The sequence below is a fragment of the Heminiphilus faecis genome (assembly GCF_008728965.1).
Lineage (GTDB): Bacteria > Bacteroidota > Bacteroidia > Bacteroidales > Muribaculaceae > Muribaculum > Muribaculum faecis.
Genome location: NZ_VSMC01000011.1, coordinates 64,071 through 88,529 on the forward strand (window position 1 = coordinate 64,071; position 24,459 = coordinate 88,529).

Annotated in this window: 11 protein-coding genes; 4 read left to right on the plus strand and 7 right to left on the minus strand. The window is 50.8% G+C overall.

The window, feature by feature from the left end; genetic code table 11:
• Nucleotide 1: 1 nt before the first annotated feature.
• Entirely contained in the window at nucleotides 2-3,133 is a 3,132-nt protein-coding gene (locus FW767_RS06410) for a SusC/RagA family TonB-linked outer membrane protein (RefSeq protein ID WP_121698461.1), read from the minus strand.
• A gap of 276 nt (nucleotides 3,134-3,409) precedes the next feature.
• Between FW767_RS06410 and FW767_RS06415 the strand changes: the two genes are divergently transcribed.
• The 3 genes from FW767_RS06415 to FW767_RS06425 all read left to right on the plus strand — a co-directional run bounded on the left by FW767_RS06415 (nucleotide 3,410) and on the right by FW767_RS06425 (nucleotide 6,432).
• Nucleotides 3,410-4,360 carry a DUF5119 domain-containing protein gene (locus FW767_RS06415; RefSeq protein WP_121698460.1) on the plus strand — a complete coding sequence of 317 codons (951 nt, stop codon included), beginning with the start codon at nucleotides 3,410-3,412 and terminating at the stop codon, nucleotides 4,358-4,360.
• A gap of 63 nt (nucleotides 4,361-4,423) precedes the next feature.
• On the plus strand, nucleotides 4,424-5,482 hold the full coding sequence (locus tag FW767_RS06420; RefSeq protein ID WP_121698459.1) for a fimbrillin family protein: 1,059 nt from the start codon (nucleotides 4,424-4,426) through the stop codon (nucleotides 5,480-5,482).
• Between the two features lie 5 nt (nucleotides 5,483-5,487).
• A complete protein-coding gene (locus FW767_RS06425) occupies nucleotides 5,488-6,432 on the plus strand; it encodes a fimbrillin family protein (protein ID WP_121698458.1) in 945 nt (314 codons plus the stop codon).
• 74 nt (nucleotides 6,433-6,506) lie between these two features.
• On the opposite strand, the gene FW767_RS06430 is transcribed toward FW767_RS06425, so the two are convergent.
• The 6 genes from FW767_RS06430 to FW767_RS06455 all read right to left on the minus strand — a co-directional run bounded on the left by FW767_RS06430 (nucleotide 6,507) and on the right by FW767_RS06455 (nucleotide 21,485).
• On the minus strand, nucleotides 6,507-8,000 hold the full coding sequence (locus FW767_RS06430) for a SusF/SusE family outer membrane protein (protein WP_121698457.1): 1,494 nt from the start codon (nucleotides 7,998-8,000) through the stop codon (nucleotides 6,507-6,509).
• A 30-nt stretch (nucleotides 8,001-8,030) separates the two neighbouring features.
• Nucleotides 8,031-9,326 (minus strand): hypothetical protein, encoded by a 1,296-nt coding sequence (locus FW767_RS06435; RefSeq protein ID WP_121698456.1) that lies wholly within the window; start codon nucleotides 9,324-9,326, stop codon nucleotides 8,031-8,033.
• A 32-nt stretch (nucleotides 9,327-9,358) separates the two neighbouring features.
• Entirely contained in the window at nucleotides 9,359-10,909 is a 1,551-nt protein-coding gene (locus tag FW767_RS06440) for a RagB/SusD family nutrient uptake outer membrane protein (RefSeq protein ID WP_121698455.1), read from the minus strand.
• Nucleotides 10,910-10,954: 45 nt separating this feature from the next.
• On the minus strand, nucleotides 10,955-13,975 hold the full coding sequence (locus FW767_RS06445; protein WP_150980414.1) for a SusC/RagA family TonB-linked outer membrane protein: 3,021 nt from the start codon (nucleotides 13,973-13,975) through the stop codon (nucleotides 10,955-10,957).
• A gap of 393 nt (nucleotides 13,976-14,368) precedes the next feature.
• On the minus strand, nucleotides 14,369-16,678 hold the full coding sequence (gene tamL / locus FW767_RS06450; RefSeq protein ID WP_235898074.1) for a translocation and assembly module lipoprotein TamL: 2,310 nt from the start codon (nucleotides 16,676-16,678) through the stop codon (nucleotides 14,369-14,371).
• Nucleotides 16,662-21,485, minus strand: coding sequence for a translocation/assembly module TamB domain-containing protein (locus FW767_RS06455; protein ID WP_205523841.1), 4,824 nt, complete (start codon nucleotides 21,483-21,485; stop codon nucleotides 16,662-16,664). The genes tamL and FW767_RS06455 overlap by 17 nt, the downstream gene beginning before the upstream one ends.
• Before the next feature lie 147 nt (nucleotides 21,486-21,632).
• Here FW767_RS06455 and FW767_RS06460 point away from each other — a divergent pair, with 147 nt between their 5' ends.
• Nucleotides 21,633-24,455: a putative LPS assembly protein LptD gene (locus FW767_RS06460; RefSeq protein ID WP_121698451.1), complete on the plus strand. Its 2,823-nt coding sequence runs from the start codon at nucleotides 21,633-21,635 to the stop codon at nucleotides 24,453-24,455.
• Nucleotides 24,456-24,459 lie beyond the last annotated feature (4 nt).

The window sequence follows — 24,459 nt, forward strand, 5'->3', positions numbered from 1 at the left end:
ATTAGAATGTTAACGAAAGTCCGAAAGACACGGTACGTATAGCCGAATAGTTGGCCTGTGACTGACCGTATACATACTGACGCGGGTCAAGACCCTTACGGCGCGAGAAGAGAGCTACGTTATCGGCTGCCACATACACACGCGCTTTCTCAAGATAGGCCTTGCGCAGCCAAGCTGAAGGCAGCGAATAGCCGAGCGTTATGTTGCGCAGGTTGAAGTAGTCGGCGCCTATAAGATACTTGTCTGAGAATGTGTTGGCATTCTGTGAACCGTCAAGTACAGGCACGTCGGTGTCGGTATTCTGCGGAGTCCATGCGTTGAGTATGTCTTTGTGCCAGTTGTAGCCCTGCATACTGCCGGCATGCATCATTCCGGCATACATGGCGTCATATATGTCGCCTCCTATCTGGTAGTTGGTGGCGATCGAGAAGTCTATGCCTTTCCACGCGAAGTTGGTGGTTATACCTCCTTGGAAGTCGGGTATGGCGGTACCGATATAGTACTTGGTGGCCTGAGTGTAGTCGGTCACGGGCACCATCTCCACATTGCCGTCGGCGTCGGTCTGGTCGCGGTACCATGTGGCGTGACCGCTATCGTCAAGACCTGCAAAACGGTAGTAATAGAAGTCCCATACGCTGCGACCCTCGCGAATATTGTAGTAAGCGTCGTGCGTTATGCCCTCGACCTGCTTGTCGACGGGTATGTCGGTGACTTTGTTTTTATAGTGGGTGCCGGTGAATGTCCAGCTCCACATGAAGTCCGTGGGAAGGGGCACATTGACCGTAAGCGTAAACTCGATACCGCGGTTGACCATGGTAAGGGCGTTGCGCGAGATGTAGCTGACACCCGACGACGGCGGCTGAGGCACGTTGTAGAGCATGTCTTTGGTGCGCTTGTTGAAGTACTCGATGTCGATATTGAGCAGGTTGTCGAGCAACAGGGCGCTCACACCGGCATTGAAGTTGTAGGATGTCTCCCAAGTGATGTCGGGATTGCCCTCATAGTACTTTGACACCGCAAACTGACCGTCGGAGTTGGATACGCCGTACTGTGTCTTGGAGGGATAGTAGTTGCTTGTTGTTGTCATCGGATAGTAGATGTCATCGTTGCCGACACTACCGTAGCTTGCGCGTATAGACATATTGTCGACCCAAGTCACACCCTTGAAGAACTCCTCCTGTGACAGACGCCAAGAACCGCCTACCGACCAGAAAGTACCCCACTTGTTGCCCTTCGCGAAGCGTGACGAGCCGTCACCGCGAACCGAGGCCGAGAGATAGTAACGGTTGTCATAGTCATAATTCAGTCGTCCCAGCCACGATTCAACGGTATATGTATCGGTGTACGACGATATGTTGTCCATGTTTATGGCATTGTCGAACTCGGGGATGGCCGGATCGAAGAAGTTGGTCTTTGAGGCGTTAAGATAGTTGTACTTCATCTTATAGTTCTCGTGACCGGCGAGTACATCGATATTATGCTTGTCGGCAAAAGTATTGGTGTAGGTAAGCAACTCGTTGACGGTATAGGTCTCGAGACGGGTGCGATACTTGTAGCCGCGGCCGTTGACATTCTGGGCGTCGCCGAATGTCGGGGTCATGAAGCGGTCCTGCTGGGTGTTGGTCACGTCGTAACCGCCGTTGGCTTGAAATTTAAGTCCGTTCCATATGTCGAGAGTGACACCGAAGCGGCTTGCGAAGTTGTCGGTGAGGACTTTGTTCTGATTGGCCTTGTCGCTGGCTACGACATTGGAGTTGGGAGCATACTTGCGGGTACCGTACTGTCCGCTTCCAAAGTCGAACACGGGCGAGCCGTCCTCGGCATAGATACGCTTGCCGTCGGCGTCATATGCATATACGGGATATACCGGCGCTACCTGCTGGATGAAAGCGAATGTATTGGAATAGTTGCTGAGTGACGATATGTTGAGGCTGTTCTGCACTCCGCGGGAGTAAGATACATTACCGTTGATCTTTAAGAACTTGGTCACAAGATAATCGCCGCTGGCACGCATGGACAGACGCGAAAAGTCGGAGTTCTTGATGATACCCTCGTCTTCGAGCCAGCCGAGCGACAGGAAGTGAGTGCCACGCTCGTTGCCGCCCTGAACGGCTACGTTGTACTCCTGACGGAGGCCATTGCTGATAGCTTCGTCGCTCCAGTTGTCATACCAGAGCAGAGGAGCGCTGGTGAGGTTGCCGTTGGCATCCACGATAGCGTTGTTGTCGCATCGGAAGGGGTTGTAGCCCACGTTGCCGTACAGACTGGCCGATGCTTGGGCTCCGGCCTCGGCTTCAGTGGCACCGCCGGCTATGGCACGGTTGCGAAGCACAGTCCACTGCGTCGTCATCCACATACCGGGATCGGTTATTATGTCGTAGTTGGGTATACCGCGCGAGTTGCTACCTATACGGGCCTCGAAAGTCACCTTGTTTTTCTGGTCACGGCCCTTCTTGGTCGAGATCATGATTACACCGTTGGCAGCGCGGCTACCGTAAAGTGCGGTTGAAGCGGCGTCTTTAAGTACGTTGATCTGCTCGATGTCGTTGGGGTTGATGGCAGCGATGTTTCCCTCGTAAGGCATACCGTCGACTACATAAAGAGGATTGGAGCTCGAGTTGATGGAGCCGATACCGCGTATGCGGACGGTGGCGCTCGTACCGGGCTGACCCGACTGCATGGCTACCTGAACACCCGGAGCGGCACCCTCGAGAGCCTTGCTGACATTGGACACCTGAAGTTTCTCGATCGCAGATGACGAGATTGTTGATGCAGCACCGGTAAACGATGACTTCTTGGCTGTACCGTAGGCCACGACCATAACCTCGTCGAGGCTGTTGTCAGTGCTGCGGAGCGCGATGGTCATATGACCGGCCTTGATTTCGGCCTTAACGGTCTCCATGCCCACATAAGATACCTGCAGGATTTTTACATTATCGGGAACAGATAGACGGAACTCGCCCGACATATCGGTCGATGTACCCTGTCCACCCCCTATCGGCATTACTGTGGCGCCTACAAGCGCCTCGCCGTCGGCGGCACTGACCACCTGTCCGGTCACGGTACGCATCGTCTGCGCCGAGACCATCAGGGCAGCCATAACTGCCACAAAGAATAAAAACAGCTTTTTCATACTTTGAAAATGTGAATAATTAAGTTATTTAATTGACAAATTGCCATGATTAGCATTCAATCGATTGCATAAATCCAATTTCCTCTGACAAAGATAGCTCTATTTCTTTTAAATATCATTAACATACCCCCCCCATTTAAACATTATTAACTATATTAACATTTAACACTTAATAATTATGCTGTTTTTGCATTTTGGGAATCGCCCGCAGGCGCTTACGCGTTTTTTGACAATATCACCACAAACCTATATATTCATGTATATGTTATATAACCGATGAGAGGGATCGGTTACATATTGGCGTTACTCGTCGTCTCTGCTGCGACATCATGCGGGCCGTGTGACAAGCACTGCCTGTGTACTCCCGATGTACCCCTGCGCGACATAGAAGTGCTTTATGACTGGAGCCAAGCTCCCGGTGCCAGCCCTGAAGGCATGGCCGTGCTTATTTATGATGTCGGGACAGAAGGCATGCCGTGGCGATATGACCTACACCCCGCAGGCGGATATATTGGCGTTCCGCAAGACTCGGCACGGGCCATAACCTACAACAACGACACCGAAAACCTTAGCTTCGGCAATACCGGCAACTACTTCACCGGCAAAGCATATACACACGAGGGCAATCTCTTCGACGGACTGTCAGAGACGTGGTACGGACCCGGGCCGGAATCGCGTGCCGATACGGACCAGCGCGTGCTTGTGCAGCCCGACCCGTTGTGGCTCTACTCAACAGACGGCCTTGTCGTTAATGACTCCACTGCTCTGTTCAGGCCGGTAGCGGTAGTGGCACGCTACAACTACCTGATAACCGGCATAAAAGGGCTTGAGGGCATGGCACGCATGTGCGCCGCCGTTACCGGACTGGCCGGCGAGATATATCTTGCCGGAGCCATAAAGGGCAACGAGGCGGTGACCGTGCCGGGAGCTTTGCAACAGACATCAGCCGACTCCGCCTCAGGTGCGCTCTATACGTGGGGGTGCGTCGACAACCAGCAGTCGCGATGCCGGCTGCAACTATTTTTCTGGCTTACCGACGGAAAGAAGTACTGCTATGACTTCGACGTGACCCGGCAGGTGCGTGAAGCTGACGACCCGCTCGATGTGAAAATAACAGTCAACGGCATAACCTTGCCCGAGCCCGATAACTCCGGTCCCGGAGGCGAAGGCGGCATAGGTGTGGATGTCGATAACTGGGAGACCGTCGAAATCGAACTTAGCAACTGACTCGGATGTTATAATCCTAACTATATACTGTCAAATCCAAATCTTACATAAAGCTTCATAATTATGAAATGGGAAGTAACAATACTTATGGCCGTAGCTGCATCGGTCATATCATGTTCCAACAATCATGACGAGATCAACGTACCTGTCACCGATCAAGCCATAGCATTTACCGCCACCGTACCCAAGGCACGGAGCGAAGTCACCACCACCGCAACGATCAACAACTTCAAGGTGTGGGCGTTTGCCAACGGCGAACACTACATGGGCGAAAACGGCGTCGATGTCGAGAAGATAGGTGACAAGTGGTCGTCCGATCCCGTCATATACTGGCCGGTAGACGATTCTCTCAACTTCTTCTCTATAAGCCCGACTATCAAGACAGCCACACAGAACAACCCCGAGAACCCCAACATACCCGACTTCATAAACACCGGCAAGACCGACCTGCTATACGCCGTAAACATGAATGAGAGCCGAACAAGCACCAATGTACGCAACAATCAGCTTGTCGTAAACTTCCGCCACGCACTATCGCAGGTCAATCTGAAGTGCGCCCGCAAGCGCGATGACATAAAAGTCGTGATACACGGACTGTCGCTTGACGGCATAAAATCGATCGGGTCGTTCAACTACCCGAAAGAAACAACCGAAGCCAACATATCATCCGACGAGACCCGAGGCACGTGGAGCGACCTGAAGTACACCGAAAGCATACCGGTCTATAATGACAATGCGCCTGTAACACTAAACAGTGCCCAGCCCGAAGCGGTCCCGAACAACACAGGCTATATATTTGCCCTGCCGCAACCTCTTGAAGAGGCAGTAAAGACGGCCGACGGCTACACAGGCAGCTGCGTGAAACTGCTTTGCGAGATATATGACGAAAGTTCAAGCTCAAAGATATGGCCAGCCAAGAGCGACACCAACTACGACGAGTCTACCGGCGCCGGCTACATCGTATTCCCGCTAAGAACAGCAGTCACCTCGTCGTGGGATACCGGCCGACGCTACATCTACACGCTTAAGATAGATGTACCCGAGGACGGCTCCGGCAAAATCGACTTCGACATCACTGTCGACGACTACCAGAACTACGATGACGCGCCCGACATACTGTAACCTCCATGACTGCTCACTTCACGGCATCGGCTGCTGCGGTCCTCGCTATATTATTGGCGGCTACCGCGTGTAAGAGCGACCCGGCCGATGAGCCGTCGCCCTACATAACTTTCGATGCCGAAAGCGAACGCGACATCGTAACAACAGAAAACATACGCGAATTTTCAGTTTCGGCCTACACAGGAGGCATACCCATAATGGAGCACGTGACTGTCGTAAGAACAGGCAGCAACAGCTGGCACTATTCTCCGGCAGTCATGTGGCCTGAAACTCCCGTGGACTTCTATGCCGTAAGTCCGGCCGACACACCACTGGAGATAAATCTCAGCTGGGAAAACGTTATCAGAATAGAGCGGCTCAACGGCAAGAACGACATACTCGTATCGACCTGCCTTGACGCCATACAGACCTCGGCGCGCCTGCGTCTCAATTTCATACACATACTCAGTTGCGTGGCAGTCAGGATACGCTCCGGCAACCCCGACAGCCGCATAATAGTGAAAAAAATATCAATCAAAGGCTTTCCGACAAGCGGATATTATTATCTGCCCAAAATCACTACCCGACCCGGCAACAACGCGGAAGGCATATGGTCGGCGTGGGGTGCCGACGCCAATTATACACTTTTTGAAGCATCGCCCGACCATCTTGTACTTACCGACAGCTACACCGACATTGACGGGGGCTGCACAAACTTCTATATACCGTCGGAACTGGGTCCTATCGAGGGCAACTGGGGCGGAGCGAGAATAGAAGTGGCATACCGCGTCATAGACCCGGCTACGGGAACTGTCATATGGCCCGATGCAACCACCCCCTATGACCAACTCTTTACTGAAGACCGCTCGTATGCCGCAGCACTATACTGGCTCGGCGAGGGCGTAGCCGACCACCGCTGGCTTCCGGGCCGCAAATACATCTACAGCCTCACTGTAAGACATCACAGATAAGACCAATCGGTCTTATAACAGCAAAGGCCGTAAACCATCGTGGTTTACGGCCTTTGTCATATGGGTCAGCTAATTTACTTAGGCTGTACGGTACAGCTGTAAGGGAACTGTGCGAGCGACAGAGTGATTACATATTCACCCTCGGCTCCGGTAAACGAGCAGTTGCCTGCGCCGAAGCGGAGGTCATCCAGACTGCCTCCCAAGTTGGGTTTGCCCCAGTCATGTTCCGTCATGAACTTGAACTCGCCCGCTTTGAGATGTGTTGTCACCGTCCAAGTCTCAAAGTCGTCACTCGGAGTAAGTTCTACGGCAGCTGCAGGATCCCATTCGGCGTCAGTGGCATTACCAATCAGAGCCACACTGCTTATGGCCTCGTAAGTGTAGGTCATATCCTCGGTATTAGCTGTGAGATAATACAGACCTGTCGGGCCCATGTCGGCGCTACCGAGGTTACCGGCGCTACCGTCGGTAGTCAGAGTACCGGCTTCTTCGCCTGCTCCGTACCATACACCGGCCTCGGTCTTGAACTTGAAGCCGCCGTCACCGGGATTGATACCGGCAAGACCCTGATAGCTGGTATAGTCGCCGCTGAACACGATACCTGCATCGGTCCAGCCGTTGATCTTGTTGGGCACATAGAGCACAGCGGGCACCTTCTCGAAGCGGTAGGTCATCTCCTCCATATTGATATAGAAGTTCCAGCGACCGGCCTCCTTCAGAGCGCCAGCCTGAGGAGCCTTGTCATCGAGAGTACCCTCAAGGGCGTCATCGCCGTTTACGGAAACTCCGACAACATTTTCCTCCTTGCCGTTCACAGGAATTATCTTCCACCACCATCCGGCTTCAGCCGTGGCTTCGTCGACATCGATGTTCTTGATGACAAACACAGGATCGTCATATACATCTGCATCGGAGTGTTCAAACTGAATACCTGCGTTCCAGTCCCAGCCGTTGGCAGTACCTACGAGGTAATATGTAGGACTAATAGTAAGCCTGTCAAGCGGAAGAATCTTAACCGACAGCGGACCATAGAAGAAGTCCGGGCCACCGATGCGCACCCTGTTTATGTTAGGGTTCTCCTCATTTACAATATAAGCGGCATAGCGGACTGCCACAGCACGTTCTTTAGGGCTGTGTGTGATCTTAGCCCAATAACCGTTCTCAACATCTTCAGGCATAACAAACACCTTACCGTCGGCATATACAGCCGGTATCTCGGCGGGATCGGCAAAAGTCTCGTCCTTAGCCATCTGCATGGCAAATGCCAGAGTGTAGCCCTCGGGGAGGTCTTTAACCTCAACTGCGGCAATCTCGATAGGAGTCTGGTCGACAGCCGCAGGATCAGCGTCAGGGGTGTCGGGAGTATCGGGATCGGGTATTTCAGTCATGTATTCCGACAAGTCAATGACGGCATCGGCAACAGCAGAATTGGTCACCGTGACATTGGAAGCCTCAAAAACCGGTTCTTGGGGATTCACCACGGGGGTACCCGTAGCGTCTTCCACTTCGTCACATGCGGCGAAAGCCAACCCGAACGCCACCAATGAATATAATGCTAATTTCTTCATATCGATTTAAAGCAATTTTTGTATTAATATTTACTCGGTAACTTCGGCAAAATCCACACTCATGGCGCCAAGATCGACAGTCACGGTAAATTTACCGCCGTCGGATAGATTCATGACCTTCCAGTTATTTTGACCGGCATCGCATTGACCGGTATAAGGCAGATCGATTTCGAAATCGTTGCCCTCGGGACATCCTATCCATTCCGCAGCGCCCCAAGCGTCATTATCAGGCATGTCGACCAAATCTTTAGCGAAACGGAAGTTGAACGCACCGGTTCCGGCAGGCACATCAATCGTAGCAGTATAAATATCACTTTCGGTCTTATCAACAAGCTCAATCAATTTGTCTTTGTTTGCAACCGTAGGTGGACACCAACCGCCTGCTATCTGACCTACCATGTAAATATAGCGGGGAGTGTATATCTGCTGGGCACCTTTGGTAAACTGAACGGTCTTGTTGTTTGTATCAACGACAATGGTCAGTTCGCCATCCTCGGTCCATTCGGGTATCTGCCAGTTGCCTTTACCTATCACATAGCTTCCCTGATATGTGCCGTCGATGAGTGTGATGTCTTCGTTGTCATCATTCTCCTCGCGGGCACCAAGTGTACCTGTCGGGTTATCCCAACCTGCAGCAGTAAGCTCGGTATAGAATCTGAACTGGGCCTGTCCGGCAGGAATAGTGAATACGGCAGAATAGATGCCTGACCCGATAGCTGTCTCGCTTTCCCAGAGTCGCCAGTCAGCGAGAGCTTCGGCATTATCGGGCGAAGGAGCCTTCCATCCGCTGGCCGCACCAATAAAGTAGATGAAGCCGGGCGAAGGTATGGCAAAGAAGCCCTGCACCTGCGGAAGTTCCACCCAGTTCGATACAACACGGCTCGACTCCACGCCGGAAAGTTGGGCCACAGCACGCACATAGAGCTTCTGCACTCCCTGCGCCACCGGATTGGCATCCCAGCCGTCACGGTCAGTGATACCTGCAAGGTTACACATACCTACGGCTATATCGTTCTCCTTAAGCTGCATGACAGTATTGGTACGCTGGTCGGGAGTAACCGGATACACACTTGTTTTGTCAAGGGATATTTCAGCACTATAAAGCACCGATGACACGAAGCCGTAGTCAGGCTGGGTCTCGACGGTAAGCGTCATCAATCCGTCGGGTGAGAGCTGATAGAACTGGCTGGCAAAAGCCGGAGTATTCAATTTAAATTCCGTAGCATCGGTCGGTTCCTGATATACAGGATCGTTATCGTCCTTACAGCCCGTAAAGCCGAGAGCTACCGCTGCGACAGCGAAAAATATCGATAGTTTTTTAATCATTTCTCGTAAATTTTAGACTTTAACAATCCTAATTAATAATTGGGGTTCTGACCCACTGTTGCCACATACTGATAAGGTATGGCAAATACCGAACGGTAAGAGTCGATAGCGGCACCTTCATAAACGCCACCCTTCCATGACCAGTTGTAAACCGATCCTGTATATTTTCCGAAGCGGATGAGGTCGCTGCGGCGGTGTCCTTCCCAGTAAAGCTCGCACTGACGCTCTTTAAGAAGATTGTCGGCAGTAAGAGCCACAGGGTCAAGACCTGCGCGTTCGCGCACTTTGTCAAAATACAGCTTGCCATTGCACTCTACACCGTTGAGCTGACACTCCGCCAGCATAAGGTATGTATCGGCAAGACGGAACACAGGATAATCGGCATTGCACACCTGTGTACCCTGCTTCACACCGGCAGTGTTGAGATAGTCTTCCTCAGTGGTGTAAGTATACTTGATACACATATAGCCGTCGGAATCCACATCATAGCTGTCAAGATTCTCAACTCCGACCTTAAAATCGCCTTCATAGATAAGACGACGCTTGTCTACCATGTCAAACGCCAATGAAAGTTCAGGGCGCATACGATAACCTGACCACACTGACTGCCCGTCAACAATAGCACCGAGACTCATAAGTACCTCCTGAGGTATAGTCTCTATATAAGCTCCAGCGGTAAGACCGGTAGTACCACCCCATGTTTCCATAGAGCCTACCTGCTGCGGTACAGCCCACAGGATTTCGCCATTGCCTACGTAACGGTCATTAGTAGCGCAGAAAAGATATTTGTAAGTAGGTGCGAGAGTGTTTATAGTCTCAAGAACTTTCTGGCATGCCGCCGCACACTCGCTCCACATGGGAGTACCGGTATAAACACCTGCATTAAGATACAGCTTGGCAAGAAGCATGTAGGCGGCTTCACGCGATACACGGCCGTAAGCCTGTGTAGCCGCAGGGCGCACATGGCCTTCGTTTATGACATTGACAAGGTCCTCCACAGTAGCGTCAAATAACTGCTTGCGGTCATATGTAGGAGGAGTGGCTCCAGTAGGTGTGCCGGGCACCCAAGGACCGCGTCCGAAAAGGTCGATCATGCAATAGTAAGCATAAGCGCGGAGCACACGTGCCTCGGCCTTCATAGCCTCCACCTCTTCTTCTGAAAGGACACTTTTGGCACCGTCGGCCTTGTCGATAAATTCGGTACACTGGCGCGCGGTGTAAAACTCACGCGAGAAAGCTGCATATACCCATTCGTTGTCATTAAGCCATGTATTGAAGTTGAGAGCTACATAGCCGGGGTCATTCCACTTGTTTGACACAATGGCTTCATCAGCGGTTATCTCCTGAAGATTCCAATGACAGCGTATGAAAGTACCGGCGCCACCGTCGGAGGTCGACAAATTACCGACATACAAAAAGCCTCCATACAGACTGCCGAAATAGCCGTTCCACTCCTCGGCAGTGGTAAGTTCAGTCTTTATGTTCGGGTCGGTGGGTGTAAGATCAAGGTCATTGACACAAGAAGCAAGTCCTGACATAGACAATGCCACCGCACCAATAGTCATATATTTTAATAATTTCATAAATGATAATACTTAACTGTTAGTAACTTATTGCTAATCCATTACTCAGAACGATGCCACAACACCAACCGAGAATGTCACGGGACGCGGATATATATTATTGTCTATACCGTTGAATACTTCAGGATCAAGACCTTTGTACTTGGTGATCACGAAAGGATTCTGTACGGCACCGTAAAGACGCAGACGCATCTGATTGTTGAGCAATTCAGGCCAAGTGTAGCCAAGAGTGATGTTGTCGCATCGGAGGAAGCTGGCGTTACGTACAAAGTAATCGCTTGTGATAAGTTCCGTAGTACGCGTGCTCTTCCAGAGATATACATTGTTAAGCAAGTTGCTAAGAGGAGCGGTAGAAGTAGCTGAAATAAACGCATTGTTTGACTCGTTGCGGTTATAAACCCAGTTGCCAATGCTTGCACGAAGCGAGAACCCGAGGTCCCAGTTCTTGTAATTGAATGTATTCTGCCAGTTAAGAGTCACCGCGGGGTCCTTGCTGTGATACAGATACTTGTCGTCGGGGGTGATTGTGCCGTCACCGTTACGGTCAACAAAGACACCTTCGAGCGGAGTGCCGTCAGGATTATAAACCTGCTCATATACCCAGAAACTGTAAGCCGGGAAGCCCTCCTGATGTTTCTGTACGTTTACACCGTTGCCGATACCGCCGGTAGTCGAGTCGGCTCCGTCAGCAAGACGTGTGATCTTGTTTTTGTTCCATGCCACGTTGATATTGCTTGACCAAGTGAAGTCACGCGTAACGACCGGACGAGTCAGCAAGTTGAATTCAAGACCGGTATTCTGGAGGTCGCCGAGGTTTAGGTCACCGGCGTTGGACAGGTTGGAGCCGGCAGGATAATTGGCATAAGTCAGAAGGTCCTTTGTCTTGCGCTGATACCAGTCTACGCTACCGCTGATGCGGTTGTTCAGGAATGCGAAGTCAAGACCGATATTCCAAGTTGTTGTCTCCTCCCACTTCAAATCGGCGTTGAATGCTGCGGGAGTCACAAGGAACTGGTTATTGCCATCTATCGGATAACGCTCATTAAGATTGTCGCTCACTCCATATATAGGCATATATGGGAAGTAGATGTCGGGGAGATCCTGCTGACCGGTGACACCATAGCCAAGGCGCAGCTTAAGGTCATTCATTGTATTACGCACACCCGACATGAAGTCTTCATCGATAATACGCCAACCGAGAGCCACAGAGGGGAAAGTACCCCAGCGGTTATCCTTTGAGAATCGGGAAGTACCATCGGCACGTACGGTGACTGTGAGCAGATAACGTTCCATAAAACTGTAGTTCACACGTCCGAAGAACGATACAAGCTGATAGGGAGTGCTGAAATACTTGACAGGACTACGCATGTAGCCGGCATCGTCAGCACCATCCTGCACACGTGAGAAGTTATGGCCGCTTTTGCGGAATTTCTGCCAAGAATAGCCTGCGGTAACATCAAGATTGGACTTGATGGCATCAAACTCCTTATTATAATTAAGGTAGAAGTCCAATAGAAGATTATAACGTTCCTCATTGCGCTTGTTCCATGTGCCATAACCGTCTTTCACGGGATCATCAGACCCCGGCACATAATGACCTGCACGGTAAGCAGCGGGTGAGAAAGGAGTATTATAGTCTATCTCCTCACCGTGGCTGTAGTCATAACCGAGATTGAGGTTGGCACGAAGTTCGGGAAGGAAAGGCATCTTAAGGTCAAACTGAAGATTTCCTACCGACTGATATACTTTGGCGCTCTTGTGATATTCATTTATCAACGAAGCCGGGTTAAGTGAGGCAAGACCATTAAGCGAAAGCCCTGTATCGGGACCTGCAAGACCACCCGCATTGGTATAAGACGTATAATTCAGGAACGCGTTGCCGTCAGGATTATATACGGGCAGAGTAGGATTAAAGCTGACCGCGCTACCCAACGCTCCACCTTCGTTATATCCGTTGTTGATGTAAGCACCCTTAACATTGGCACTTACCTGAAGCAGACCGTCAAAGAACTTGGGAGTAAGATTGATACCCATTGTAGCACGGTCCATTCGTGAGGTCTTGATTATACCGTTATTGTTGGTATAGCTGACAGCCACGCGATAAGGCAGGAAACCTACGGTTCCGCCCACACTCAGGTTATAATCGCTCGACACTGTAGTACGCAATATTTCTTTCTGCCAGTCTGTATTATAGATGACACCATTCTGACCGAGAGCTGCTGCCTGATCGGAGTCTGCGCCGTAATAAGAGGTGATGAAGTCAGCATACTCATTGCCGCTCATCATACTCATGGTCTTGCGGGGAGTGTTGATATACATATTGGCCGAGAAGTTTACCTGCGGTTTGCCGCTCTTACCCTTCTTGGTAGTGATGATGATGACACCGTTTGACGCACGGCTACCGTAAATAGCCGTAGCTGAAGCATCTTTCAGGATTGTCATTGACTCCACATTCTCAGGAGCAACGAGTCCGATAGGATTGGAGCCTCCGGCCACATTGCCGCGCTCCATAGGCACACCGTCGATCACGATAAGAGGTTCATTGGACGCTTTCAGTGAAGCGCCACCACGTATCATGATATTGGCGCTACCTTGGGGGCTGCCGCCATCGGTAGTGACAACGACACCCGGCGATGCACCCACGAGCATATCCTGCGCCGAGGTAGCAAGACCGGCCTCGATTTCATCGGGCTTGATGACTGCGACCGAACCGGTAGCATCGCTCTTCTTAACGACACCGTAGCCGATAGTCACGACTTCGTTAAGCACCACTGTGTTCTCACTAAGCACCACATCAACGGTAGAGCGTCCGTCGACCGGTACTTCCTGTGTGTTATAGCCTACATAGGAAAAGACAAGGACGGCATCAGGCGCCACAGATAAAGTGTAATTACCGTCAATGTCAGTGGCGGTACCTACGGTAGTGCTTTTAGCCATTACACTCGCTCCGATAAGGGGTTCTCCCGTATTATCGGACACAGTACCCGTTACGGTAATATTCTGCGCGAGTGCCGGGAAGGAAAAACACAGCAGCATCGCTGCAACGAGCCATGTCTTCCTGGTCATTTGAAAACAAATGTTCTTCATGCAAGAGTAGTTTAGTTTTACATTAATTATTTATCACTATTTCTATCTTAAACCACAGTAGATAAAGAGAGCAGATACGAAGAGGACGCATAGACCGGAATCAGTTGCCACGTGTGCGTGGTAACTGAAAGTGCCGTCCGGCACTTTTTTCTTCACAATCCTAATTCTTAATGTCTTATCTAACTATCTTTATCAATCACACCTTCATATCATGATTAAAGCCATACATCATATGAAGTAAGTAATTGCAAATATAAGTCTTTTTAACTTCCAAAACCATATATCGAGTAAAAATATAAACACCGTAAGCAAATTTTAACAAATTTAACTTACGGCGTTAACTATAGTTACAGCCAATCGTGTCTATTGCTGTCAGAAAGGATAACCGATAGCGAGGTGAAAAGCGAGCGAGTCCTTGAATGAGCGCATGTTGTAATAACCGCTCTTGCCGGTGTCATACGGAGCATGAATACCTATGCCGAGATCGGCGCGCAGCACGAGCATGCTTATGTCGAAGCGCAGACCCACTCCGGTACCCACGGCCAAATCCTTGAAAAATGTGCTTCCCTCAAGTTTCGAACCGGGACGCTCGGGATCATCCTTCAATAGCCATACGTTGCCCGAGTCAAGGAACAAGGCTCCATGAAGCGGCCCTACAATAGGAAACCTGTACTCGACGTTGAACTCAAACTTAAATGTACCGGTCTCGTCAAAGTTGTTGTCGCGGTCACCGGCGGGGTGATAGCTGCCCGGACCGATACTGCGCACGGCAAAGGCCCTGACGGAGTTGGCGCCACCTACATAGAACTGCTCGCTATAAGGCACTTCGGCAGAGTTGCCGTAAGCGTGGGCTATACCGCCGAAGACTCGTGTGACCAACCAGTTTTCGCCGCTCAGACGCCTTGAATAAACCACCTGCGCCGTGCCCTTGACAAACTGCGAGAACGGCATGCCAAACAAACGTTTCTCGCCGCGCACACCACATGCACGCCACAACGTCCACATAAGATTGCCGGCCTCGGCCACAGAAGCCTGCACATTTATAAGATTGTCGCGATTCATGGCCCGGTCATAGATCATGGACCACCCTATCTGCGGTATGAACTGATTGCGGAAACTCAGTCCCACAGCCGGATTGGCCCCGATTATGGAGTCAAACAGTTCGGTGGTGCGTATCATCTTTATAAATGTCAGCTTCAAAGGAGTGAACGTATAGGTAAAGTAGCGGCGCATCTGCCAGTCGTAATTCATCGAGGCACTGAACTGGGCCATGTTGAAATAATGAGGCCGGTTGAGCAGGTCGGCATTGAGTGTGAAACGCGTCCAGTTGAGATTGCGGCGCGACAGACCTATGAACCGCGGCAGCAACAGTCGCGGAAACGCAAGCGAACTGTTAATACCTATCTCATAACTGTTGAACATCGAACCGCCACTGCCGTGACCGGTCTGCCACTCGTATGCGCCTGTAAGACCTACCCTGAGCTGCTCGCCGCCTCCAAAGAGGTTGCGGTTGGTGACCGACACTGTGACACCGGGGCCTATGTAGCTGTTGGACTTGGACGCCACATTAGCCTCGATGCTCGCCTCATAAGGAGCGTCGAATGTACACTCTATGGCCACATCAAGCGTAGGTGTGGCCGAGGTCGTATCGGGTATGGCCTCTATATTGATGTAGTTGAATATGCCGAGGCGCGACAGATAAGTCTGTGTACGGTTCATATCACTCACGGAGAAAGTCTTGCCCTCGCGGAAAGTGACGCATCCGGGTATAAGTCCGGTGCGCAGTTTGGACGGCATCATCCTGATTATAGTGCCGCGACGCGTCACTGTGGTATCGGGAGTGCCTCCGCCCTGATTGCGGTTTACATACACGGTTATGTCGCCGGTGCGAAAACGGCTCTTCGCGAATTTCGGAGTATTGCGCGCTATGGTCATGCGCAACGCTATGCGCTCGGGCGTTATCGTACTATCGGCAAGATACTCGATGTACTCCGGACGGAAAAAATAATAGCCGAGATTGCGCAGGGAATTGGTGATTTTTGTACGAGCCACGCTCAACGAGTCGGTGGAGTAACGGTTGCCCGGCTTAAGATATGTCGACACACGCGCCAAAGAGTCAATCTTATGATACAGATGACATGTATCGGGGAGCAACTCGATGGAGTCGAGCAGATAGCCCGGACCGGTCTCAATGCGGTAGAATATCTTCGCTTTCTTGGGATTCTTTTTATTATATATGAGTTCGTAAGAAGCGGTGTTACGGAAATAGCCGGAGTTGTCAAGCTCGGTCTCGATCATTTTGGTACGCAACTGTGGACGCACATCGCCCACCAGCACCGGCTCCTCGGCCAACTTCTCGTAAATCCAGTGTTTAAACCCCTTCTCGGGATTGGGCCAGTTGTTGTAGACCCACAATCCGAGCGGAAACGGATAGCGCCATTTCAAAGCCTTTATATAGTTGTTGGGCGCCACATCGACAGCCGTCTCGACCTTTGCCTTGACACTGCCCGGCACTTTCTGGTTATCGGCGCCTACAATCTCGATTTTTTTCACTCCGGTATAGAGCACATCATCGGGTCCGAGGCGCTTTGTCGTCGAGCATGACGACACAAGCGACACGACCATGGCTGAAGCAAACAGTCTGAAAAAACAACGGAGGGTCATATTACTTATTCGTGTCATCTTTTTTATGGTTTACGTTTAGCGTGCCGTCTTCCACAGGGAGAGCCACTGCCGGCTCCTCGGGACGGCGTCCGAAACGGAACAGGTCACGGAGCGAAGCGAGCTTACGCTTGTATACAAAGCCGACACCGGTCTGTATGACCTCGCCCTCGAGTATGCTTTCATAACCGACATGACGGAATAGCTTTACATACATCGAGCCGCTTCGATTAAGCATGTATTCAAACGATATGTCGTTTATGAGATTCTGCGAGAAGTTCTCGTCCATATTGGAGTCGGTCGAGTAATTGCCGCCCACCACAATCTTGAAGCGGTCGTTGAACAGCGACTTGCTCACCCTGTAACTGTAGCTTGTAGTGGTCGAGGTGGCTCCGTCGTAAGTGCGGTCATACTGGTCAATACCGAACGATATGTCGACACCTTTTATCGTGTTGGCCGCCCAAGAATTAAGACGTGCAGTCAAGAACGAGAACAGAGGATTGCCGCTCAGATTGGCCGACGCCTTAGTGCCGGGACCCGTATATACGTTGTACAGCAACAGGTTCATGGCCTGATTGGCTCTCTGCTCCGGGCTCATGGTCTCAAGCTCGTTCTGTATGGTGATGTCGTCGTTGGTCGACAAGTCAAAGGCCACATCCATATTGCTCAAGGTATTGGTCACGTTGAGCGACACAATAAAGTTGATGAGCCTTGAGTTCTGTCCGCTTTCGGTGACATTGGCCTTCATCGTGTCATGGGCATGCAGATTGAGAATCGGGTTCAGCATGTCGCCGTTAAAGGCTATGTAACTGCCGCTCTCGAAGTCGAAGTTTTTCTGCGACATGAGAGGCGGGGTGTAGCGCACGAAGCCCTTGTCAATGTTATAGCGGCCGGTCAGACTCATGTCGCTGAAAGGCGACATGTGGAAGGTAAGATTGCCCGATCCCTGTATCGACGCTTTGTCCTGTCCGTTGGCACTTAGGTCGACATTTATCGTAGTACCCTGCGACACGATAAGACGCGCATCGAGCATAAGAGCGAGCTCGCCGGCAGGCACTGTGTCGGCATCGAGCACGGCGGCAGTGTCGGAGAACTGCACGAAGTGAACCATATCGTCGTCGGTGACACCGGCCGACAACGTGTTGGACACTGTATTGACCACATAGGTCACGTTGCTGCCCTCAAGCAGGTTGAGCGAGGCGTCGACACGCATGAAGCTCATGTTGCCTTTCACGTCGGCGTCAAGATCGATATATCCGCGGCCATAAATGTCATTGCCCTTGCCTCGCTTCGACCCTATGACCTGCATATTGCGCGCTTTCATGTCGAGCTCTATTTTAGGCGATGTCAGGTTATTTATGTCCACCGTACCGTCGATGTACAACGGGTTCTCGTTAAGACCCGATATAGTGTAACGGTCAAACTTCACGATATTGCTGTCAACCGGAATTTTATCCTCCGAAAAACGGAATGCCGATCCTATCATGTCAACCGACACGGCTGTAGAATCAAAATCAAGATAGCCGTTGAACACCGGCGAAGTCATAGTACCGGTTATGTCCATACGTCCGTTGAGCATACCGGATAGCTTGGCCATGCCCGGCGGAAGGAACGGGTTCACGATACGCAACGGGAAGTGTATCATCGAGAAGTCAAGCATAAACGGATTGCTTGCCGTACTGTCGTTGAGAGCGCCGACGGCTGTAATGACTTTCATGCTGTCGACCATCAGCGACGTCGAGGCCTTGACCACACCGGAAGTATTGGTTGTAAGACCGACATCGAGCAGGAATGAGCCGACTCTGTCGCGACCGTATGTGAGGTCGTCGAGCGACACGGCACCGTTACCCTCTATCGACTTGGTCTCGGCATCCCATCCAAGACGTATGTCAGCTCCGGCTATACCCTTGACCGGAGGTGCGAAAGGCGACAGAGCGAGCCAGTCGGCAAGCTGAATTCCCGAGGCGTTGACAATAACGTCTTCCTGCGAAGCCGAACCGAGCGCATCATGTTCGGTATAGATTTTTAAATGGCTGTCGCCGTTGGTCAAAGCGAGATTGGCGTCTATATGACGGGTAAGTAAATTATATGATATGAAATTATCTTTGTTAAGCGACCAGTTTTTATAGCCGATGACCGGGTCAAGCGGAGTCATGCGCAGAGTGAGCAGCGAATCGATAGCCGTAACATTGAAGCCCAACTTGAAACCGGTATCACCCTTGATGTTTGACTGATTAAGAAACAAAGCAAGGTTCTGGTCGGCAAGAAAGCCGGTGACATCAACATGAGCAAAGCTGTCAAATGTGCCCGGACGATTGTTCATCTTGGCACGGTAAAGGAGGAATTTACCATGTTGCATGGCACTTATGCCCACGGAGTCTATGCGCGTGTCACCGGTTTTTATACCAGTCGCGGCACCGTTAAGATGAAATAGCGAATCATTGTCTATGTTAAGCGACAATTGCCGGAACGAAGTCTTGGAAGGAGCGAGGAAGTCGCTTATTATACTGTTGGCACCAGAGTTGACCGACAGGACAAAGCGAGGCAACTCACGCTGTATCGAATCGACAAATATACGCCGACCCGCAATCTCACGGTCAATAACCTCCATGCCGGAAGCGAAACGCGCAGCCAATGTGTCGATCGAACAGCCGGCAATAAACCGGGCATGAAGCGACTCGTTGTCAACCGACACTACTGTCGACGAGTCGGTAGCGTAGACCGACGCCTTTATAGACGGAGTAGCGACCGGCAGGTCAGGCATCAGCCACTCGAAATTGTCTATTGTCATGTCGGCATCGTAGAATCCGTCACCGGGACGTATATGCCCCCGGCCCTCCAGCGAAAAAGAGCCGCGCGACTCCGTAGGTGACAGATTGAGAGCCTTCAAGTCAAGATTGCGCACATCGCCTTCAAAATCCATTATATAATCGTCGTCAGCGATATTGCCCGAAATCGACAAGTCAAAATTGGCATCATGATTCATCGACAGAAGTCCCGCGTCGACATAACCGGTGTCGAGACTTGCCCAAAGCCTTATGGCTGAATACGTAACTTTCTGATACTCGGCCGAAGTGATGTCGACAACAGCATCGACTGAAGTCTTGGGTGAAAACGGCGAGTAACCGCGTCCGGTGACCTTGGCATCGGCCGTTATATTACCTATACCCATTTCCGGCAGGAAGGCACTTACAGGAAACTCGCGCATGGCCATGTCCAAATCATAACTCTCCACACGTCCGTTCCAATCGGCATTGAGCAGCACACTTCCCTCTCCGGTAACAGCTTTCATATTGCCTTTAACAGCACCTCGGTTCATATCCACATACCCGTCAAGTCTTACGGGCGGCAGATTGACCTGCTTGGCCAGCTTCGCTTCAAGAAGTGTGGGCTTGATAAAATTCACATTTTTAAGATTGCCGTCAATATTCACATGTCCGCCGAGATTGTCGGGCGACATCATGTTGCGCACGACACCGTTGACCGACACATTCATGTAACCGGGCAAAGCCGCATCCAGCCGTTTTATGGAAAGGCTGCCGGCAGTACCGTCAATGTCGGCGTCAACAGTCATGTCGTTATATCGGGGTACGCTCTTAAGCATAGGCTTCATCGAAGGCATCAACAGCTCGAGGTCGGGAATGCCTATGCGGGCCAGCGCACGCAACTGCAACGGCATCTCGGGGTCTGACATAATGTCGCCCATACCCATAAGCGCATTGAATTTTATCGAAGAAAACAATGTAGATATATCGAAGCGCTCAGCCCGCATAGATGTAGTATCCATCGAGAAACGTCCCGAAGCCTCCAATTTGACTCCACAACGTTCTACCGCCGCAAGACGACGTATGGGCACCTCGATATTCACACCTTTATTATAAAAGGAGTCAACCTGTATGTTTATGTCATTGGCCTGCAGATAATTCAAGTCGAGTCCCGGCTGAGGTTCCGCTCCGCGCACGGCATAAACGGCACGCCGACCCGTAAGACTGACCGTATCGCCGGTTATGGTCCACATAAGACTGTCGGGAGAGGAAGCAGCATCAGCTACCGGAGCCAACGAATCGACTGGATGAGCGGCAATGTACTCCGGCGACGGAGTAAAATATACGGCTGTCACACTGTCAACTCTCAAAGCACCGGCATGGATGCGGCGTGATGCCATATCCACGAGTCCGTCGCGAAGCACCGCCAAAGGCACATTTGCACCGAGTGAATCAATTGTCGGCAACATCGTCATGCGATAATTGATGTCACGCAACTCTATGTATGCCGCCTTTATTGTCAGCGGAGCCGATGCGGCCGAGTCTGATGGCGTGGCGGTAGTGTCATTGCCGTTAAAAATCAGCGTCACATCGCCACCGTCAAGCACGGCACGGCTCACATCGATCTTGGCGTTCTTAAGGTCATATGACGAAGGACTGAGGTCAAAGCGCTTCACGGCAGCAGTAAGATACATGACCGAGTCAGGAGTTCCGAGTCTATAATCCACATCCTCCAAGTGTCCGTCCACTCTTATGTCAAGCGACAACAGCGGCAACATCTCTACATTAAGCGATGCACTCCGGGCATTGACCATCGTATCGCCGGGAGCGGGTATGACACGTACTCCGTCAAGCTCCACACGCAATGGCCATTTCAATCTGAAACGGTCAACATCAATCACCATGCCCGATGATTTGGCTACTTCTTTCAGAGCCACATCCTTGACAAAATCCTGAACAAAAGGAACATATAGCAAAACGGGCACCGACAGCAGCACTATCAGCGTCCACATCAGTACTTTCAGCACTCGTCTTACAGCAGTATTTTTTATCAGATGTCCCACAAGAAATAAATAGTCGTTTAGAAAAATATAACATAAAGTTACGTATTTTGGTTTTAACATTTGCTAAACTTGGACATATAATTTTTTTAATCTCATGTCATGTAGTATCTTTGTGCAAAATTTTTATCAGAAAAAGGCCAATCCAAGTTGAGACACTCTCATCTATATATTGTAACCATCGTACTGCTATGCGCCATATCAGCCTTAGCATCGGGGTCGCCCAACCGTCAGCACGCCGATAACGTGCCGGACATAAGCGACCGTATACTCGGAGGCATCGACAGCAGTAAGGTCGACTCGACCGTTGCTCTCGAACCGGCCGACCTTCATCGGCGCACTCTTGTGAGCGATATGGACTCAGACTCAGTCGCCGAAGTTTTTAATCCTGACGAAGTGCCGCAAAGTACGCGGAAATCGCGCATAGTACGGCAGAAAGTAGACCTTGACAACGTCGTCAACTTTGCATCCAAGGACTCCATGATACTTATAGGCCGCAACAGCGCCTACATGTACGGCGACGCCGAGCTCACATACGGTGACATGAAGCTTACAGCAGCCGAAGTGTCAATGGACATGGCTACCAATAACGTACATGCCGTAGGACGTCCCGACTCATTAGGAGAACTGACCGGGACACCGATATTTACCGACAAAAGCGGCGAGTACGAGTCGCAGACCATGAACTATAACTTCAAGTCGCAACGCGGTTTTATAACCGACGTTATCACCGAGCAGGGCGAAGGTTATCTGACCGGCGGACAGACAAAGAAGATGGAAAGCGGCGAGTACTATCTGCGCAACGGACGCTACTCCACATGCTCCGACCATGAGCATCCTCACTTCTACTTCCAGCTTACGAAAGCAAAGGTAACCCCCAAAAGCAACATAGTCACAGGACCGGCCTACATGGTGCTTGCCGGACTACCGCTTCCGCTTGCCGTGCCATTCGGCTACTTCCCGTTCTCCGAAAAATACTCTTCGGGTATAATATTTCCGACATTCGGCGACGATTACAACCGCGGTTTTTATCTGAGCAACGGCGGCTACTACTTCGCAATAAATGACAACATAGACCTTGCGCTTACCGGTGAGCTTTACACCAAAGGTTCGTGGGGACTATCGGCCCAGTCAAGCTATGTGAAACGCTACAAATACTCGGGCAGTTTCAACATAAGCTATCTTAACACGATATATGGTGAAAAAGGGAGTCCCGACTACTCGAAACAGACCAACTTCCAGATACTTTGGAATCACTCGCAGGACACAAAAGCCAACCCCAACATGAACCTATCGGCAAGTGTCAACTTCACCACGAGCGGTTATACCCGCAACGACCTCAACAGCTACTACAGCAACTCGTTTACAGAAAACACCAAAAGTTCTACCGTCAATATGACCTATCGAATCCCCAACTCCAAATGGTCATTCTCGACGACAGCCAACATAGCCCAGCGTACGCAGGACTCCACCTTGGCAGTATCGTTTCCCAACCTTACGGTGACAATGTCGCAGGTTTATCCGTTCAAGCGCAAACGCGCTGTGGGCAAAGAGCGCTGGTATGAAAAGATAAAGCTCTCCTACTCGGGACTTTTCCAGAATTCGCTCACAGCCAATCAAGATGAATTTTTCCAGAAGAGCCTGATAAAGGACTGGCGCAACGGCATGAAGCACTCAATACCCATCTCTGCCACGTTCAACATGTTCAAATACATCAACGTCACGCCTTCGCTTCGTATTGATGACCGCATGTATACGTCCAAAGTAAAACGTCAGTGGGACCCCAATGCTTCAGCCGAAGTCATGGACACTACCTACGGCTTCTACAACGTCTGGGATTTTCAGGCATCTGTATCGCTCGACACCAAGCTGTACGGATTTTATCAGCCGATGAAATTTCTGGGCGATAAAGTTAAGATGATACGTCACGTGCTCACTCCGTCCATATCACTCTCAGGCGCTCCCGACTTCGCGTCGCCATTCTTCGGCTACTATGACCAGTACCAGTATCAGAACAGCGCGGGAGAGACCGTGACCAAGAAGTACTCCATGTTTCCCAACGCGCTTTTCGGTGTACCCGGACAAGGTCGGTCAGGCATATTGAGTGTGTCACTTGCCAACAACCTTGAGATGAAAGTCAAGTCCAACGACAGTATCGGAGAAAAGAAGATATCGCTTATAGAGAACCTCTCGATTTCTCAAAGCTATAACTTCGCCGCCGACTCAATGAACTGGAGCAACATAAACACCTCATTGCTGCTGCGCCTCGTCAAGAACTTCAACCTCAACCTGTCGGCGACATGGGACGTCTATACATACCAGCTTAATTCAGCAGGCAATCCTGTACGCGTCAACATACCACGATGGAAAGCAGGTAAAGGCATAGGACGACTGTCAAGCACGGGCACCTCGTTCTCCTACACGTTCAACAACAACACGTTTAAGAAAAAAGACAAAAAAGACCGTAACAAGAACTCCGGCGACAGCGACAACGAAAGAGACGAAAACGACTACGATGACGAGGGCGACAACTTTTCTGGACGCAACACGGCTCGCCGTCGCGACGAAGAGGACCGGCAGATGGAAGTAGGCGATGGCGGATACATGAAATGGGAAGTACCATGGAGTCTCACATTTAACTATTCGATCAACTACGGTTACGGCGAATTCAACAAAAAGAAGATGGAGTATGACCCGCGCATAACACAGAACCTGAGTTTGTCGGGCAACATACAGCCAACCAAAAACTGGAACTTAGGCTTCAGCGCCAGTTACAACTTCGACACCCACAAGTTGGCATACATGAACTGTAACATATCGCGCGACCTGCACTGCTTCACCATGACGGCGAGCTTCGTACCCGTAGGTCCTTACAAGAGCTACAACTTCCATATATCGGTCAAGTCATCGCTGCTTCAGGACTTGAAGTACGACAAGCGGTCATCACAGTCCAACGGTGTCGACTGGTATTAATCAA

Excerpts from the sequence above, each read along its gene's own strand:
- FW767_RS06420 (WP_121698459.1), top strand. The coding sequence starts at position 4,424 with ATGAAATGGGAAGTAACAATACTTATGGCCGTAGCTGCATCGGTCATA.
- FW767_RS06410 (WP_121698461.1), bottom strand. The coding sequence starts at position 3,133 with ATGAAAAAGCTGTTTTTATTCTTTGTGGCAGTTATGGCTGCCCTGATG.
- FW767_RS06445 (WP_150980414.1), bottom strand. The coding sequence starts at position 13,975 with ATGACCAGGAAGACATGGCTCGTTGCAGCGATGCTGCTGTGTTTTTCC.
- FW767_RS06440 (WP_121698455.1), bottom strand. The coding sequence starts at position 10,909 with ATGAAATTATTAAAATATATGACTATTGGTGCGGTGGCATTGTCTATG.
- FW767_RS06430 (WP_121698457.1), bottom strand. The coding sequence starts at position 8,000 with ATGAAGAAATTAGCATTATATTCATTGGTGGCGTTCGGGTTGGCTTTC.
- FW767_RS06435 (WP_121698456.1), bottom strand. The coding sequence starts at position 9,326 with ATGATTAAAAAACTATCGATATTTTTCGCTGTCGCAGCGGTAGCTCTC.
- FW767_RS06415 (WP_121698460.1), top strand. The coding sequence starts at position 3,410 with ATGAGAGGGATCGGTTACATATTGGCGTTACTCGTCGTCTCTGCTGCG.
- tamL (WP_235898074.1), bottom strand. The coding sequence starts at position 16,678 with ATGACACGAATAAGTAATATGACCCTCCGTTGTTTTTTCAGACTGTTT.
- FW767_RS06425 (WP_121698458.1), top strand. The coding sequence starts at position 5,488 with ATGACTGCTCACTTCACGGCATCGGCTGCTGCGGTCCTCGCTATATTA.